Genomic DNA, 17,384 nt, shown 5'->3' on the forward strand with positions numbered 1-17,384 from the left:
CCGGTATTCCAGGGGAAGTCGAAAATGTGCTGATCGCACCGCAATGACGCGGCATCGTTGAATTTGAAAGCCAAACTGATCCGGCAAACCGCAATTTTAGGGAATAGAATTCCGCTACGCAGCCGCCGCGGCGGTCAGGCCGCGCGAGATGTCGGCCTTCAGGTCGTCGACGTCCTCGAGGCCGATCTGCAGGCGGATCAACGGACCCTCATAGGGCGCTTTTGCAACGACGCGGTCGCCGAGCCAGACCGGTACGGCAAGGCTCTCATAGCCGCCCCAGGAATAGCCGAGGCCGAAGATCCGCAGCGCGTCGAGAAAGGCGTGCTGCTGCTTCTGGCCGCCACCGGCAAGAACGATGGAAAAGATGCCGCTGGAGCCGGAGAAATCTCGCTTCCACAGAGCGTGGTCCGGATGGCTGGGCAGGGCCGGGTGGAGCACGCGCGCCACGCCCTTCTGGCCCTCGAGCCAGGAGGCGATGGCAAGCGTACTGCGCTGATGGTGTTCGAGGCGCACGCCCATGCTGCGCAGGCCACGCAGCACCTGGTAGACGTCGTCGGGCCCGGCGCAACAGCCAAGCGTGCAGAAGCTCTCGTAAAGATGCGTCCAGCAGCTCTCATTGGCCGACACCGTGCCGAGCAGCACGTCGGAATGGCCGGCTGGGTATTTGGTCGCCGCATGGATCGAGATGTCGACGCCGTGGTCGAGCGGACGGAAATAGAGTGGCGTCGCCCACGTATTGTCCATCATGACGATGGCGCCCGCGGCGTGCGCCGCCTTGGCGATAGCCGGGATGTCCTGCACCTCGAACGTGTTGGAGGCCGGCGATTCCGTGAACACCACCTTGGTGTTGGGCTTGATCAACGCCGCGATGCCGGCGCCGACATCGGGGGCGTAATACTCGACCTCGACGCCCAGCCGCTTCAGCATCGTGTCGGCGAAATTGCGGGTCGGATGATAGACGGTATCGACGATCAGCAGATGGTCGCCGGCCGAGACGAAGGCGAGCAGCGGCACCGTCACCGCCGCAAGGCCCGACGGCACTACGATCGTGCCTGCCGAGCCTTCCAGCGCGTCTATGGCATGGGCAAGCGCATCGGTCGTCGGTGTGCCGCGCGTGCCGTAAGTGTATTTCTGGGTGCGTGCCGCCATCGAAGCCGCGTCGCGAAACAGCACGGTCGAAGCATGCACCACCGGCGGATTGACGAAGCCGAAATAGTCGTGCGGATTGTTGCCCGAATGGGCAAGCCGCGTGTTGATGCCCATCCCGCCGTGCTCGCTGCCGTCCTTCGCCATTCTGCGTCGCCTTGTTTGACAAGCCGCTAGCCATAGTGCGGCGCTATGGACCGTGCAACAGCCACCGCCCGCCAGGAGGCGGACTTCGAATATGCCAATTCGTCGCGGCAAAAACAGCGATGCTGGGACAGGGTATTAAACGAAAAACCCGCCTGTGCGGCGGGTTATCGGCGCAAATCAGCACCATGGACGAATATGTACCATAGCTGAGGGCAGGGTGTCAAGAAAAAATTCCTATCGGGAAAGGCGGTCTTTGATTGATCTGCGTTAGGAGTCCTCATCTCAGCCGATCGGCCTATTGTGGGCGGCTGTGGAAGGTATATGATTGCAGGCTAATATTAATCGCCGGATTGCTTCGATCAGATGCTGCCGGATGGTTGCTGCCGGTTGACCTCTGGTCCTCCACGATCCGGATCGCGCTCACGAAGCGTGAGCGCGGCAAGGGAGGAATGCCATGCCGGACGTCAAATGGGCCATGAAGGCGCGCGAATTCATCAATTGCAACTGCGCCTATGGCTGCCCGTGCCAGTTCAACGCCATGCCGACATACGGATTCTGCCAGGCGGTCGCCGGCATGGAAATCGAGAGCGGCCATCACGGCGACACCAAGCTCGACGGGTTGCGGTTCGTCGGGATTTTCAGCTGGCCCGGCGCCATACACCAGGGCGGGGGTGAAGCCGCGGTGGTCATCGACGAGAGGGCGACGGAAGCCCAACGTGGCGCGCTGCTTCGCATATTGGGCGGTCTGGACACCGAGCCAGGTGCAACGATATTTCAGGTCTTTTCGACCACGCTGGAGAAATTCCACGATCCGATCTTCGCGCCGATCGAATTCAAAATCGACGTCGACGCGCGAACCAGTCAGCTGCATGTCGAGGGTATAACCGACGGTCGCGGCGAGCCGATCCGGAATCCGGTCACCGGCGCCGCGCACCAGGCGCGCATCGACTTGCCGCACGGCTTCGAATACGCGATCGCCGAGGTCGGGCGCGGCTGGACCAAGGCGACGGGCCCGATCAAGTTCGAACTGGCCGATACGCACAGCCATTTCGCCAATCTGCATCTTACGCAGAGCGGCATCGTGCATTGACCTGATCCAATGGGCGATACGGCCCTCGAGGCGGTGCTGAGGCGCGATCGCGCGGTCGTGATGGCCGCGCTCGTGGTGATTGCCGTGCTCGCCTGGGCCTATGTGCTGTGGCTCGCCGCCACCATGGTCATGCCCGGCTCCCCCTTGCCGGATAGCGGAGGCGGCGACATGGCCGGCATGGATATGGCCGGCATGGATATGGGCGCCGCCATGGCGCCCGGCTTCCGGCCCTGGGCATTGGGCGATTTCGCCTTCACCTTCACGATGTGGGCGGTGATGATGGTCGGCATGATGACGCCGTCGGTCGCGCCGATGTTGCTGCTCTATGCCGGTGTCGGCCGCAAGGCGCGGGCGGATGGCCGGCCCATCGCTTCGACGGGATGGTTTTTTGCCGGCTACCTCGCCGTCTGGGTCGTCTTCAGCCTCCTGGCGACCGGTGCGCAATGGCTTCTCGCCCGTCTAGCCTTGCTCGATCCCTCGATGGCGACCGGCAGCGCGATCCTCGGCGGCCTCGTTCTGATCGCCGCCGGTCTCTATCAATGGACGCCGATGAAGGGCATCTGCCTGCGCCAATGTCAGGCGCCGATCGCGTTCCTGGCCAGCCGTGGCGGATTCCGTTCCGCTCCGCTCGGCGCGCTTCGGCTGGGCATCGATCACGGCGCCTATTGCCTGGGGTGCTGCTGGGCGCTGATGGCTCTGTTGTTCGTCGGTGGCGTCATGAACGTGCTGTGGATCGCCGGCATCGCCATCCTTGTTCTGCTGGAGAAGACGGTGCCGACCGGGCAGCTGATTCCGCGCGTTTCAGGCGCGTTGATGGCCGCCATCGGGATCTGGATCGTCTTTCAAGCCCTTTGAGAACAGTCTTCGTCGGCGGTCTGTATTGGTATGCAGCCGTCAGTAAATTGTCAGATGACAATCTTGGGACCTGGTAGTTCGTCGCACGGGGAGGTCAACAACGACGAGCTATTGCCCGGGATGGATTTCGCTGCCGCGGCCCGTATTGGCCCCGCGTTGGCGTTGCATGAGATTTGCCGCCTTTATTAGCCCTGCTGGCTAAATCGCGGGCGTGTTTGTCTGTAAATCGGGCATTTGCGGCAATCGGTTTTCAAACTCTTTGGGTTTCGGTCATTTCCCTTGACCTCACAGGAATTATCGCCTTCGATGACATTTGTGAATGGGAGGCGGCGCGTCGGTTACGATGCGGGGTTTCGGGAATGGGCCGGGATGAAGCCGCGTTCACACGGGAGAAAAAAATCAGGATTTACTCCTGAAAACAGAGAAAAGGGTCTGTGGGTCATGAAACACATTGCTATCGGCATTCTAGGCGCCGCCACGCTTGGATTGATGGCGTCCGCCGCGTCGGCGGCCACGCTCGACACCGTCAAGGCGAAGGGCTTCATCCAGTGCGGCGTCTCCACCGGCCTTGCCGGCTTTTCGGCGCCGGACGACAAGGGTGACTGGCAAGGCATCGATGCGGATTTCTGCCGCGCTGTCGCGGCCGCCGTCTTTGGTGACGGCTCCAAGGTCAAGTTCACGCCGCTCAGCGCCAAGGAGCGGTTCACCGCGCTGCAGTCGGGCGAGATCGACATCCTGTCGCGCAACACCACCTGGACCATCAACCGCGATACGGCGCTTGGCCTGAACTTCATCGGCGTCACCTACTATGACGGCCAGGGTTTCATGATCAACGCCAAGAAGCTGCCGGGCGTCAATTCGGCCCTGCAGCTTTCGGGCGCGGCCGTCTGCGTGCAGAGCGGCACCACCACCGAGCTGAACCTCGCCGACTACTTCAAGGCCAACAAGATGGAGTACAATCCCGTCGTCTTCGAGAAGCTGGAAGAGGTCAACGCCGCCTATGATGCCGGCCGCTGCGACGTCTACACCACCGATCAGTCGGGCCTCTACGGCATCCGCCTGACGCTGGGAGCGCCGGCCGACCACGTCGTGCTGCCCGAGATCATCTCCAAGGAGCCGCTCGGACCGGCCGTTCGCCAGGGCGACGACCAGTGGTATCACATCGTCAAGTGGACCTATTTCGCGCTGCTGCAGGCTGAAGAGCTCGGCATCACCAAGGCCAATGTCGAGGAGATGAAGAACTCGGCAAGCCCCGAGATCAAGCGCGTGCTCGGCCAGGAAGCCGATACCAAGATCGGCACCGATCTCGGCGTCTCCAATGACTGGGTGGTCAACATCGTCAAGGCCGTCGGCAATTATGGCGAAATGTTCGAGCGCAATGTCGGCTCGGGCAGCCCGCTGAAGATCGCGCGCGGCATCAACGCGCTGTGGACCAAGGGCGGCCTGCAATACGCGCCGCCGATCCGCTGATCGAAATGTGATCCGGGAGGCAGATCATCTGCCTCCCGGTTTCTCTTTCCAGGGACGGTCGAATGGCATCGCAGGAAGTACTTCGCGAGGAGCCCAGCCGCGGTTCCTTCATCAACGATCCGAAAATCCGGGGCATATTCTTCCAGGTGCTGGTCGTCGTGCTGCTGGTGGCGGGCGTCTGGTGGATTGCCCACAACGTCATCGACAACCTGACGCGGCTGCGCATCGCTTCAGGCTTCGGCTTCCTCAAGGGCCGCGCCGGCTTCGACATCAGCGAGAGCGCGATCGCGTATTCGTCGGATTCGACCTATGGCCGCGCGATTCTGGTCGGCCTCATCAATACCTTGATCGTCGCCATCGTCGGCATCATCACCGCGACAATCATTGGCTTCGTCATCGGCATCGGCCGGCTCTCGCAGAACTGGCTGATCAGGAAGATCTGCACGGTCTATGTCGAGGTTTTCCGCAACATCCCGCCGCTGCTGGTCATCTTCTTCTGGTATTCCGGCGTGCTGGCCGTGCTGCCGGCGCCGCGCGACAGCATCGGTTTGCCGTTCGGCTCCTTCCTCAACCAGCGCGGTTTTTATTTCCCACGCGCCGTATGGGGCGACGGCTCATGGCTGATCTTCGTCGCCCTGCTCGTCGGCATCGCCATGGCGTGGTTCGTCGCGCGCAAGGCGCGGCAACGGCAGATGGCGACCGGCCAGCAATTTCCAGTGTTTTGGACGTCCACCGCGCTGATCGTCGGGCTTCCGCTGCTCGCCTATGCGCTGAGCGGCTTTCCCCTGAGCTTCGACTACCCGAAGCAGTCGACTTTCAACCTGACCGGCGGCTTCCAGGTCCGGCCGGAGTTCCTGTCGCTTTATCTGGCGCTGTCCTGCTATACCGCCGCCTTCATCGCCGAGATCGTGCGCGCCGGCATCAGGGGTGTCAGCGCGGGCCAGACGGAAGCTGCCGGTGCGTTGGGCTTGCGGTCCGGATCGATCCTGCGGCTGGTCGTCGTGCCGCAGGCCATGCGCATCGTCATTCCGCCGCTGACCAGCCAGTATCTCAACCTGACCAAGAACTCGTCGCTGGCTATCGCCATCGGCTATCCGGACCTGACGGCGACCGCCGGGACGGTGCTGAACCAGACCGGGCAGGCCGTCGAGGGCGTGGTGATCATGATGGTGATCTACCTCGCCATCAGCCTCCTGACCTCGCTTGTGATGAACTGGTTCAACGCCAAGATGGCGCTGGTGGAGAGGTGAGGTAAGGACATGCAAGAACATGATATGTCCTGGGTGCGCACCGAAATGGTGCTGGCGCAGCCGGCGCCCGCCAGCGTCACCGGCCTCGGCGCATGGGTGCGCAAGAACTTGATCGCTTCTGCCGGCGACACCATTTTGACGATCGTCGGCATCGCCCTGGTGGCGATGATCCTGCCGCAAATCACCAATTGGGCGTTCATCAACGCCGTGTGGACGGGACCGGACCGGACCGTATGCGCCACGGTGGCGCAGGGCGGCATCCAGCCGGACGGCTGGACTGGCGCCTGCTGGGCTTTCGTCAACGCCAAATTCGGCCAGTTCATGCTCGGCCGCTATCCCATCGAGGAGCGCTGGCGGCCGATCCTGGTCGCTATCCTGTTCGTGGCGCTGCTGGTGCCGATGCTTATCCCGAAGGTGCCGCGCAAAGGGCTGAATGCGGTGCTGCTGTTCTTCGTGCTGCCGATCGTCGCCTTCGTCCTGCTGGTCGGCGGCATGTTCGGCCTGCCGCATGTCGAGACCTCGCTTTGGGGTGGGCTCTTGGTGACGCTCAGTCTGTCTTTCGTCGGCATTGCCGTGTCGCTGCCGCTCGGCATCGTGCTGGCGCTCGGCCGCCGTTCCAAGATGCCGATCATCAAGACGCTGTGCGTCGTCTTTATCGAGACGGTGCGCGGCATCCCGCTGATCACCGTGCTGTTCTTCGCCAGCGTCATGCTGCCGCTGTTCCTGCCGGAGGGTGTCTCGTTCGACAAGTTCCTGCGCGCGCTGATCGGCGTGTCGCTGTTTGCCGCGGCCTATATGGCCGAAGTGGTGCGCGGCGGCCTGCAGGCGATCCCCAAGGGCCAGTATGAAGGTGCCGATTCGCTCGGCCTCGGCTATTGGCAGAAGATGTATTTCATCGTCATGCCGCAGGCGCTGAAACTGGTCATCCCGGGCATCGTCAACACCTTCATCGGCATGTTCAAGGACACCAGCCTGGTCATCATCATCTCGATGTTCGACCTGCTCGGCATCGTCAAACAGAATTTTTCCGATGCAAACTGGGCAACCGCGCAGACGGCGAGGTCCGGCTTGATCTTCGCCGCCTTCGTCTTCTGGCTGTTCTGCTTCGGCATGTCGCGCTATTCAATGTACACCGAACGCCGGCTCGACACCGGCCACAAACGCTGATGCATGTCGCCCAAAAGTGTATAGCGGTTTTGGGATAACGACATGCATCACTACCAACGATAAAGAACAAGGGGATTCTGTCATGGCCACCGAAAATGCCGTCAGCGCCGAAGAGATCAAGGTCAACGCCGCCAAGATGCAGATTTCCACGACCGATGTCGCCATCGACATCATCGCCATGCACAAATGGTACGGCGAGTTCCATGTGCTGAAGGACATCAACCTGAAAGTGATGCGCGGCGAGCGTATCGTCATCTGCGGCCCCTCCGGCTCCGGCAAATCGACCATGATCCGCTGCATCAACCGTCTGGAGGAGCACCAGAAGGGCAAGATCATCGTCGACGGCAAGGAACTGACCAACGATCTCAAGAAGATCGACGAGGTGCGCCGCGAGGTCGGCATGGTGTTCCAGCACTTCAACCTGTTCCCGCACCTGACCATCCTGGAGAACTGCACGCTGGCGCCGATCTGGGTGCGCAAGACGCCGAAGAAGCAGGCCGAGGAAATCGCCATGCATTTCCTCAAGCGCGTCAAGATCCCGGAACAGGCCAACAAATATCCCGGCCAGCTTTCCGGTGGCCAGCAGCAGCGTGTGGCGATCGCCCGCTCGCTGTGCATGAACCCGCGCATCATGCTGTTCGATGAGCCGACCTCGGCGCTCGATCCGGAGATGATCAAGGAAGTGCTGGAGACCATGGTCGGCCTTGCCGAGGAAGGCATGACCATGCTGTGTGTCACCCACGAGATGGGCTTCGCCCGCAAGGTCGCCAACCGGGTGATCTTCATGGACCAGGGCCAGATCGTCGAGCAGAACACGCCGGCCGAGTTCTTCGACCACCCGCGCCACGAGCGCACGAAGCTGTTCCTGTCGCAGATCCTGCACTAGGCCTCGACGGCCACGAAGAGCCCGGCTGAAACACTGCCGGGCTCTTTTGCGTATGGGAGAACAGGCGGGCGTTCGTGTCGCCGGAGTGCGTTTGCAGGGCCGCCTTTCAATGAAAAGACTGGGACGTTTTCTGGGTCTTCTGTTGGTTCTCGTCGCACTCGCTGTGACGACGGGCACCCTCGTGCCACGGCCGCTGTGGCCGGCCGCCGCCGCCGTGCCAGCCGCGACACGCCACATCCTGGTGCTGAACAATCCGATCCACACCGATATCGCCATCCCGGTCGATGACGCCGTGCGCCGGCGTTTCCATTTCCTGGTCGACGCGGGCATACCGGCCGACAGGCCGGAGGTCCGCTACATCGTCTTCGGCTGGGGCGGCCGCGCCTTCTACCTGGAGACGCCGACATGGTCCGAGCTGAAGGCGGTGCCGGTGATGAAGGCACTGACACTCGACGCGTCGGTCATGCATGTCGATGTCGCCGGTGACATCGTCGAACCGCGCCCCGATATCGCGGGGTTCGACATCACCGAGGATCGGTTCACGGCGTTGCTCGATTTCATCGATGCGAGTTTCCAGCGGGGACCGGAAGGCCCGATCCTCGTTCCGGACGCAGCCTATTCCAGGTTCGACGGCTTCTACGAAGCCAATGGCCATTTCAACGCACTGGTCGGCTGCAACACCTGGACGGCGGCGGCCTTGCGCATCGCCGGCCTGCGCACCGGCTGGTGGAACCCGCTGCCTGCATCGCTCGGGCTATCGATGCGGCTGTATAATTAGCTGTCTCGTCTTGTCGCGTTTCGCCAATGCGAGACGCCTCATTCCTTCGCGCCCCCCTCTGTCCTGCCGGACATCTCCCCCACGAGGGGGGAGATTGGCGGTTCGGCGCCCCGCTCTTTCCTGCGGCCCTGCAACGTTCGAGATTGGTGAAATCGGCGGTGCCGGCCGATCTCCCCCCAAGTGGGGGAGATGTCCGGCAGGACAGAGGGGGGCGCTGTCCCGCCAGCCTGTCAGGCTTTCAACGCCTGACAGCAGCCTCAACTGCCCGCCACCCATAGAGCCAATCCAGATCCGCCGCGAGCTTTTCCGAGCGCACCTTCAGGAACACATTGCGCGCAATCGCCACTGGACCCGAGGCATGCCAGGCCAGCCGGTTGACAGCGCCGCGTCGGGCGACCTGCGCTACACGCGGTCGCCGTGACTGTTCCCAGGTCGCAGGTGCGGCCAGGGGGTCGGCAGGGAAGTCGGCGATGATGTCGGCAAGCGTCGCAGCATCCTCGATCGCCATCGCCGCGCCTTGCGCCGCGAACGGCGTCATCGCATGCGCGGCATCGCCGATCAGCGCCATGTTGCCGGTCGTCCAAGGTTGTTTGCTGTCGACCGTATGGATCGGCCATGCGGTCCATGGGCCGGCCTGCTCGACCAGGCGGGCAAGTTCTGCCGCGGTGCCGCGCAGGGCTCGGGTCAGGATCCCGGCGTCGGCATTGCCGGACCAGCCTTCGGCAATACGGTCGCCCCTGGTGAAGGCAGCGAGATTGAAGGCAGCACCCTTGCTGACGGGATAGGCCACCATATGGAAGCCGGGATGCAGGAAGGTGGTGACGCAATTGGTTACACCGATCGCGGCAAAGGCTTGTCCGGCAGCGCTTTCGGCGGCAATGGTCGCGCGCCAGGCCAGTTCGCCGGAGAAATGGTTTCTTGGCAAAGCCGCCCTTTTGGCCGAATCGACAAGTGCGCGCACCGACGACCAGACACCATCGGCTCCGATCAGCAGGAAGCCCTCAGCCTTGATGGTTTTGCCGTCGATCTCGGCCGTCGCGGTGATGCCATGGGGGCCGGTGGCAGCGCTGCTGACGCGGGCGCCGGTGGTAAGATGGATATCCGGTATCTGGGAAACCCGTGCCATCAGCGCGCTCTGCAGATCAGCCCTGTGAGCGACGAGATAGGGCGCCTGCCAGCGCGTTTCGGCGGCTTGCCCCAGCGGCACCCGCGCCAGTTCGCGCAAGGTCGCGGCCTCCTTCAACACCACGGCTTCCGGCCGCACCGTTGCCGGCAGCAGCTTGTCGAGTACGCCAAGCTGGCGAAGGATACGTGTCGCGTTGGGAGAGAGCTGGATGCCGGCGCCGGCAGCTTCCAGGCGCTGCGCCTGTTCGAACACCCGAACAGGGTAGCCGCGGTCGGCGAATGCAAGCGCTGCGGTCAATCCGGCGACACCCGCCCCGGCGATGACAATTTGCCGGGATCGCGTGTCGGTCATCGGGCTGGTCGCGAAAGACTCAGGCGGCCTGATCGATGTAGATGCAGCCGGCCGGCAGCGTCTCGGTCGCCTTCAGCTTCGGAGAATAGCGGTAGAGCGTCGAGCAATAGGGGCAGACTTTTTCGTTGTCGTCGCCCATGTCCAGAAACACATGCGGGTGGTCGAAAGGCGGATTGGCGCCCGTGCACATGAATTCCTTCACGCCGATGTCGATTGCCTGATAGCCCGCATCGTTCTGAAAATGGGGAATGGAACCGCCTGCCATCGTCGTCTCCTTAACGCAGTCTCGTCTGCATCTGGATCATATCAGGCCTCTTTGCAAGTTCGATGAAATGAAACTGTCGCAAAAGCCTGTCAGAGGATAAGTTAAGCCGGTTAACGCATGGCCCCGAAGACCGACATCGGTTTTCGGCAAGGACCATGCGTCGCCTTGGAGTGGCAGAGCGTCCTTTGCGCGTCCTGAATGACGCACGACGCTTTAGCTGGCTGACGGTGTGGAAGAGCGGGAATCATGAACGAACTGAAGCCGGTGCAGAACGAATTCGTGGATGTCGAGGTGGCCCGCCCGGAGGGCGGCAATCCGGACCGGTTTGTCAACCGCGAGTTTTCCTGGCTGCAGTTCAACCGGCGCGTCCTCGAGGAGTCGCTGAACCTCAATCATCCGCTGCTGGAGCGCGTCCGCTTCCTGTCGATCTCGGCCGCCAATCTCGACGAGTTCTTCATGGTCCGCGTTGCCGGTCTTGCCGGCCAGGTACGAGAAGGCATTACGCTGAAGAGCCCTGACGGCCGCACCCCCGAACAGCAGCTCGAACAGTTGCTGCGTGAGGTCGAGCGGCTGCAGGAAGACCAGCAGAAGAGCCTTTCGGCGCTTACCGTGCTGCTCAACAAGGAAGGCATCGAGAGCATCACCCGCGATGCGCTGACCAAGGACGAGAAAATCTGGCTGGAAGACCATTTCCAGGAACAGGTTTTCCCGGTGCTCACCCCGCTGTCGATCGATCCGGCGCACCCGTTCCCGTTCATTCCCAATCTCGGCTTCTCGATGGCGCTGCAATTGCGCCATCGCAAGAATGGTGAGGAGATGAGCGCGCTGCTGCGCCTGCCGGTGGCGCTGAAGCGCTTCATCCGCCTGCCGGACCGCAAGCATCATGTCCGCTTCATCCCGCTGGAAGAGGCGGTCGGCCTCTATATCGGCAAGCTCTTCCCCGGCTATGAGGTCAAGGGCTCCGGCACGTTTCGCATCATTCGCGATAGCGATATCGAGGTCGAGGAGGAGTCCGAGGACCTCGTGCGCCTGTTCGAAACGGCGCTGAAGCGGCGGCGGCGCGGTTCGGTGATCCGCATCGAATTCGACAGGCTGATGCCTGGCGAATTGCGCGACTTCGTGGCAGGCGAGCTTGGCGTGTCGTCGAGCCGCATCAGCGTGCTCACCGGGCCGCTGGCGCTCAGCCAGATTTCCGAGATCGTCGCCGTCCCTCGCGACGACCTGAAATTCATGCCCTACAATCCGCGTTTTCCCGAGCGTATCCGCGAGCATGGCGGCGATTGTTTCGCCGCCATCCGCGAGAAGGACATCGTCGTCCATCACCCCTACGAATCGTTTGACGTCGTGGTGCAGTTCCTGCGCCAGGCGATGGCCGATCCGGAAGTGGTGGCGATCAAGCAGACGCTTTACCGCACCTCCAATGACAGCCCGATCGTGCGTGCGCTGGTCGACGCGGCCGAGGCCGGCAAGTCGGTCACCGCGCTGGTCGAGCTCAAGGCGCGTTTCGACGAAGAAGCCAACATTCGCTGGGCGCGCGATCTGGAGCGTGCCGGCGTGCAGGTCGTGTTCGGCTTTCTCGAGCTGAAAACCCATTCGAAAATGTCGCTGGTGGTGCGGCGCGAGGACGGCAAGCTGCGCAACTACGTGCACCTCGGCACCGGCAACTACCATCCGGTAACGGCGCGCATCTACACCGACCTGTCCTTCTTCACCACCGATCCGACGATTGCCCGCGATGTCGCCCAGCTGTTCAATTTCATCACCGGCTATGCCGAGCCGACCGACGAAATGCGGCTTGCGATCTCGCCGTTCACGCTGAGAAGCCGCATCCTGAAGCACATTGCCGACGAGATTGCCTACGCGGTGCAGGGGAAACCGGCGCGCATCTGGATGAAGATGAACGCACTCGTCGATCCGATTATCATCGACGCGCTCTACGATGCCAGCCGGGCCGGCGTCGAGGTCGACCTGGTCGTGCGCGGCATCTGCTGCCTGAGGCCGCAGGTTCCGGGCCTGTCGGAAAACATCCGCGTAAAATCGATCGTCGGCCGTTTTCTCGAGCACAGCCGCATCTATTGTTTCGGCAACGGTCACGGCCTGCCGTCGGACGAGGCGATCGTCTACATCTCCTCGGCCGATCTGATGCCGCGCAATCTCGACCGCCGCGTCGAAACCATGGTGCCGATCACGAATCCAACTGTGCACGAACAGATCCTTGGCCAGATCATGCTGGGCAACATCATGGACAATCAGCAAAGTTTCGACGTATTGGCTGATGGAACCTCCCGGCGCGTCGTGCTGGAGGAGGGCGAGGAACCGTTCAACGCGCAGGAATATTTCATGACCAATCCGAGCCTGTCGGGACGGGGTGACGCGCTGAAGTCGCATGCGCCCAAGCGCATTGCGCAGTTCAAGCGCCGCAAGAAGAACGCTGCAGCGTCCGGCTGATGCTGTCTGATTCCCAGGGCCGGCTGCAGGACCGCCGACCGCTGTCCATCATCGACATCGGATCGAACTCGATCCGCCTCGTCGTCTATGAGGGGCTGGCGCGCTCGCCGACCATGCTGTTCAACGAAAAGATGCTGGCCGGTCTCGGCCGGGGCATCGTTTCGACCGGCAAGCTCGACCCCGAGGCGGTGACGCGCTCGATGGAAGAGTTCCGTCGCTTTCGCGCGCTTTCCGACCAGGCCGGCGCCGAGCAGATGTATGTGCTGGCCACCGCCGCGGCCCGCGAGGCGGTCAATGGCCCTGATTTCATCCACCGCGCCGAGGAGGTGCTGAAGACCGAGATCCGTGTCATCAGCGGCCGTCAGGAAGCGTATTATTCGGCGCTCGGCGTCATTTCCGGCTTCCATCCGGCCGACGGCATCGCCGGCGATCTGGGCGGCGGCAGCCTCGAACTGGTCGACGTCGCCGGCGAAGCGATCGGCGACGGCATCACACTGCCGCTGGGCGGCTTGCGCCTGCAGGACATGGCGAAGAACTCGCTGACCCAGGCGGCGAAGATCGCGCGTGACGAACTGGCGAAGGCCAAGCTGCTGAAAGGCGGGCAGGGCAGGCCTTTCTACGCCGTCGGCGGCACCTGGCGAAATCTCGCCCGGCTGCACATGGAAATGACCAACTATCCGCTTGGCGTCATGCACCATTACGAGATCTCGGCCGAAAGCGCGGCGAATTTCCTCAAGCAGGTGGCCAAAGCCGAGATCGAGAAGGTCAAGGGCATCGAAGGCGTTTCCAAGAACCGCCGTTCGCTGCTGCCCTATGGCGCCGTCGTGCTGCAGGAGATCATGGCGGCGATGCAGCCGTCGAAGATCATCGTCTCGGCGCTCGGCGTGCGTGAAGGCTTTCTCTATTCGCTGCTCGACGAGGCGGAGCAGAAGGCCGATCCGCTGATTTCGGCCTCGGAGGAGCTTGCACGCCTGCGCTCGCGCTCCGTCACCCATGCGCATGAACTTGTCGACTGGACCGCCAAAACCTTTGCCGCCTTCGGCATCGACGAGACCGAGGACGAGGCGCGCTATCGCCACGCGGCCGCATTGCTGGCCGATATCGGCTGGCGCGCGCATCCCGAATATCGCGGCAAGCAATCGCTCAACATCATCGCGCACGCCTCCTTCTTCGGCGTCGACCATCCCGGCCGTGCCTTCCTGGCCATGGCCAACGCCTATCGTCACGACGGCATCTTCAACGAAGCCATCGCCCCCGAGATCAAGGCGTTGGCGCCGCCGCGTTATCTGGAGCGGGCGCGCGTGCTCGCCGCGATGATGCGCGTCGTCTACCTGCTGACGGCGTCGATGCCGGGCATCATGCCCAGGCTGAAATGGGAACAGCGCGCCAACGGCGTGCTGGCGCTGGTCTTGCCGGCATCGCTGGCCGATCTCTATGGCGAGCGGCCGGCCGGGCGCCTGGCGCAACTGGCAAGGATCACCAACCGCCGTCTGGTGCTGGCTGTCGAGGGTGGGCCCAGCATGTCGGTGAAGTAGGGCGTGTCGGTCAAGTAGGCGTTACGCCGAACCACGCCCGTCGACGCAGGGCCATGGACTCTTGCGAAGAGGACCCCCACCCTAGCCCTCCCCACAAGGGGGAGGGAACGCTGCCGCGTGCCTCTAATTCTTCTTTGGCGCCGAAAAGACAGGCGATTCGCCTAGGTCGGCCAACGGAAGTCTCCCTCCCCCTTGTGGGGAGGGGTTAGGGGCGGGGGTCCGTGCCGGGCAGACATCTCAGGAATTCCACATGCGATGGCCGCGCCCGTCGACCGACCAGGCTCCCGCACCGGCCATGGCCAGCGCAACAGATCCGCCTGATATCGCAATGTCCTTCATCAGCATCTGCTGGTGCAGGAAGGAGAGCATCGCGTCGCCGCCGCCCTGGCCGTAATGGCCGATGAACCCGGCGGCAATGCAGAAGGCAGCGAGCAGCAGCGCCGCGATCCGGGTCTGGAAACCGACCAGGACGAGCAGCCCGGCGATCACTTCGAACAGTCCCGTGCCCCAGGCGGCAAGTGCCGGCAGCGGCAGGCCGAGGTTTACGAAATAGCCTGTGGTGCCGGCTATGTCGCTCAATGCCTGGAAACCGGAGGGCACGAACAGGGCGGCGAGCAGCAGCCGGGAGAGCAGGAGCAGCGCGTTGCGGGGCATGTTCACCTCCCTCGGCCGCCGGCCGGCTTCGTCCCGATAGCCCCTATCCTAGCAGAAAACTCCGGCCAGCAGATCGGCGGGCATACACCGATAACGAAAAAGCGGCACGGAAAATTCCGCGCCGCTTTTTGTTCGGCTATTGCCAGTTTTTGGCTCAGCCGCGCTTGGCGTCGATCGAATAGGCGCCGGCGCCCGAGGAAGCCAGCACGAGGAAGCCGCCCGCAATGGCGAGGTTCTTGAGAAACTGGATCATCTGCATCTGGTCGGCCCAACCGGTATGGGCGACCAAACCGGTGGCGACGGTGAAGATCGCCAGCACCCAGGCAACAATCCGGGTCTTGAAGCCGACGAGGATGGCGAGGCCGCCGAGAAGCTCGATCAGGCCGACGACAATGGCCGTTACGGTCGGCAAGGGCAGGCCGAGGGCACCGAAATAGCCCGCCTGCCGGCGATGGCGGTCAGCTTGCCGAAGCCTGAAAGCAGGAAGATGACGGCAAGCAGGACGCGGCCGAGGAGGATGGTGGTCGAGGCATTGGATGCGCCGGAACCGGCGACTGAAGTGTTGATGGACATTGTGGCTCTCCGGGATGGGTTGATACCGGGGAGATAGAGCAAGCCGACTGTTCACCAAAGCCACCAGACTGGCGACACATTGTTCACAGTACTTACGTTCCGTGATCGGGCGGCCTGCGCAAAATTCGCTTCGGGTCACGTCGTGACGGAAGTAAATTCTCCCGTCACGAAATACCGGGCTTTTGGTTGACGCAATTCCGGACCGAAAACCGCAAGACACTTTTCCTGGAATTGACTACCCCGGATGCGTCATGTCCTCCGGCCGCACCAGCCGGTCGTAATCGGCTTCGCTGACCAGCCCGGTGGCGAGCGCTTCCTCGCGCAGCGTGGTGCCCTTCTTGTGCGCGGTCTTGGCGATCTTGGCGGCATTGTCGTAGCCGATGGTCGGCGCCAGCGCCGTCACCAGCATCAGCGAGCGGTCGAGTGCCGCCTTGATGTTGTCTTCGCGGGCCTCGATGCCGACAACGCAATTGTCGGTGAAGGAGACCGAGGCGTCGGAGAGCAACTGCACCGACTGCAGGAAATTGTAGGCCATCAGAGGGTTGTAGACGTTGAGCTCGAAATGACCCTGGCTGCCGGCGAAGGTGAGCGCCGCATTGTTGCCGAACACCTGCACGCAGACCTGCGTCAGCGCCTCGCATTGGGTCGGGTTGACCTTGCCCGGCATGATCGACGAGCCCGGTTCGTTTTCCGGCAGCGACAGCTCGCCGAGGCCCGAACGCGGGCCGGAACCGAGGAAACGGATGTCGTTGGCGATCTTGAACAGTGCGGCGGCCGCCGCATTGATGGCGCCGTGCGAAAACACCATGGAATCATGGGCCGCCAGCGCCTCGAATTTGTTCGGCGCGGTGACGAAGGCGATGCCCGTAATGCTGGCGATGCGATCCGCCACCCTTTCGGCGAAGCCGACCGGCGCGTTGAGGCCGGTGCCGACGGCGGTGCCGCCCTGCGCCAGCTCCTGCAGGCCGGGCAATGTCAGCTCGATGCGCTTGATCGACGAGGCGACCTGCGCTGCATAGCCCGAAAACTCCTGGCCAAGCGTTAGCGGGGTGGCGTCCTGTGTGTGCGTGCGGCCGATCTTGATGATGTGATTGAACTCTCTGCTCTTGGCGGCGAGCGCCTTGTGCAGATGCTTCAGCGCCGGCAACAGATCGTGCACGATGCGTTCGGCGCAGGCGATGTGCATGGCCGTCGGATAGGTGTCGTTCGACGACTGGCTCATATTGACGTGATCGTTGGGATGCACCGGCTTCTTGGAACCCATGACGCCGCCCAGCATCTCGATCGCACGGTTGGAGATCACCTCATTGGCGTTCATGTTGGACTGCGTGCCCGAGCCGGTCTGCCAGACCACCAGCGGGAAATGGTCGTCGAGCTTGCCGTCGATGACCTCTTGCGCCGCCTCGACAATCGTCTTGCCGATGGAAAGATCAAGCCGCTTGAGCTCCATGTTGGCTTCGGCCGCCGCCCGCTTGACGATGCCCAGCGCGCGCACGATCGACGCCGGCTGCTTCTCCCAGCCGATCTTGAAATTGCCGAGCGAACGCTGCGCCTGCGCGCCCCAGTACCGGTCGGCGGCAACTTCGATGGGACCGAACGTGTCGGTTTCGGTTCTGGTATTTGCAGCGGTCACGGGTCTCTCC

14 protein-coding genes and 1 pseudogene are annotated in these 17,384 nt (G+C 62.8%); 9 read left to right on the forward strand and 6 right to left on the reverse strand.

Annotated elements, in window-relative coordinates; genetic code table 11:
- Positions 1-114: 114 nt before the first annotated feature.
- Positions 115-1,293 (reverse strand): cystathionine beta-lyase, encoded by a 1,179-nt coding sequence (locus NP503_RS07575; protein WP_127269118.1) that lies wholly within the window; start codon positions 1,291-1,293, stop codon positions 115-117.
- A gap of 454 nt (positions 1,294-1,747) precedes the next feature.
- Between NP503_RS07575 and NP503_RS07580 the strand changes: the two genes are divergently transcribed.
- From NP503_RS07580 to NP503_RS07610, 7 genes are all read left to right on the forward strand, one after another.
- Positions 1,748-2,383, forward strand: a complete 636-nt coding sequence (locus NP503_RS07580) for a DUF1326 domain-containing protein (RefSeq protein WP_127269117.1) — start codon at positions 1,748-1,750, stop codon at positions 2,381-2,383.
- Between the two features lie 9 nt (positions 2,384-2,392).
- Complete coding sequence (locus NP503_RS07585) at positions 2,393-3,238, forward strand: DUF2182 domain-containing protein (protein ID WP_127270766.1); 846 nt, start codon at positions 2,393-2,395, stop codon at positions 3,236-3,238.
- A 441-nt stretch (positions 3,239-3,679) separates the two neighbouring features.
- Entirely contained in the window at positions 3,680-4,708 is a 1,029-nt protein-coding gene (locus NP503_RS07590) for an amino acid ABC transporter substrate-binding protein (protein WP_127268988.1), read from the forward strand.
- A gap of 62 nt (positions 4,709-4,770) precedes the next feature.
- The gene (locus NP503_RS07595) at positions 4,771-5,958 is read left to right on the forward strand and encodes an amino acid ABC transporter permease (RefSeq protein ID WP_127268987.1); all 1,188 of its coding nucleotides are present in this window, start codon (positions 4,771-4,773) and stop codon (positions 5,956-5,958) included.
- Positions 5,959-5,967: 9 nt separating this feature from the next.
- The gene (locus NP503_RS07600; RefSeq protein WP_127268986.1) at positions 5,968-7,125 is read left to right on the forward strand and encodes an amino acid ABC transporter permease; all 1,158 of its coding nucleotides are present in this window, start codon (positions 5,968-5,970) and stop codon (positions 7,123-7,125) included.
- 136 nt (positions 7,126-7,261) lie between these two features.
- Positions 7,262-8,011: an amino acid ABC transporter ATP-binding protein gene (locus NP503_RS07605; protein WP_031213892.1), complete on the forward strand. Its 750-nt coding sequence runs from the start codon at positions 7,262-7,264 to the stop codon at positions 8,009-8,011.
- Positions 8,012-8,120: 109 nt separating this feature from the next.
- On the forward strand, positions 8,121-8,789 hold the full coding sequence (locus NP503_RS07610) for a TIGR02117 family protein (protein ID WP_127268985.1): 669 nt from the start codon (positions 8,121-8,123) through the stop codon (positions 8,787-8,789).
- Between the two features lie 238 nt (positions 8,790-9,027).
- Here the strand turns inward: NP503_RS07610 and NP503_RS07620 are convergent, their stop codons facing one another.
- Positions 9,028-10,266, reverse strand: a complete 1,239-nt coding sequence (locus tag NP503_RS07620; RefSeq protein ID WP_127270761.1) for an FAD-dependent monooxygenase — start codon at positions 10,264-10,266, stop codon at positions 9,028-9,030.
- Between the two features lie 19 nt (positions 10,267-10,285).
- Positions 10,286-10,531, reverse strand: coding sequence for a zinc-finger domain-containing protein (locus tag NP503_RS07625; RefSeq protein WP_023814125.1), 246 nt, complete (start codon positions 10,529-10,531; stop codon positions 10,286-10,288).
- A gap of 246 nt (positions 10,532-10,777) precedes the next feature.
- Between NP503_RS07625 and NP503_RS07630 the strand changes: the two genes are divergently transcribed.
- Positions 10,778-12,979: an RNA degradosome polyphosphate kinase gene (locus NP503_RS07630; RefSeq protein WP_127270759.1), complete on the forward strand. Its 2,202-nt coding sequence runs from the start codon at positions 10,778-10,780 to the stop codon at positions 12,977-12,979.
- Positions 12,979-14,514 carry an exopolyphosphatase gene (ppx, locus tag NP503_RS07635; RefSeq protein WP_127270757.1) on the forward strand — a complete coding sequence of 512 codons (1,536 nt, stop codon included), beginning with the start codon at positions 12,979-12,981 and terminating at the stop codon, positions 14,512-14,514. The genes NP503_RS07630 and ppx overlap by 1 nt, the downstream gene beginning before the upstream one ends.
- Positions 14,515-14,751: 237 nt before the next feature.
- Here ppx and NP503_RS07640 read toward each other — a convergent pair whose 3' ends face one another.
- From NP503_RS07640 to fumC, 3 genes and pseudogenes are all read right to left on the reverse strand, one after another.
- Positions 14,752-15,168 (reverse strand): DoxX family protein, encoded by a 417-nt coding sequence (locus tag NP503_RS07640; protein ID WP_127272143.1) that lies wholly within the window; start codon positions 15,166-15,168, stop codon positions 14,752-14,754.
- A 154-nt stretch (positions 15,169-15,322) separates the two neighbouring features.
- Positions 15,323-15,741 (reverse strand): annotated as a pseudogene (locus tag NP503_RS07645) (DoxX family protein).
- Positions 15,742-15,976: 235 nt separating this feature from the next.
- Positions 15,977-17,374, reverse strand: a complete 1,398-nt coding sequence (fumC, locus tag NP503_RS07650) for a class II fumarate hydratase (RefSeq protein WP_127272767.1) — start codon at positions 17,372-17,374, stop codon at positions 15,977-15,979.
- Positions 17,375-17,384: the final 10 nt, after the last annotated feature.

The sequence above is a fragment of the Mesorhizobium sp. SEMIA396 genome (genome assembly GCF_024518615.1).
Taxonomy (GTDB): Bacteria; Pseudomonadota; Alphaproteobacteria; order Rhizobiales; family Rhizobiaceae; genus Mesorhizobium.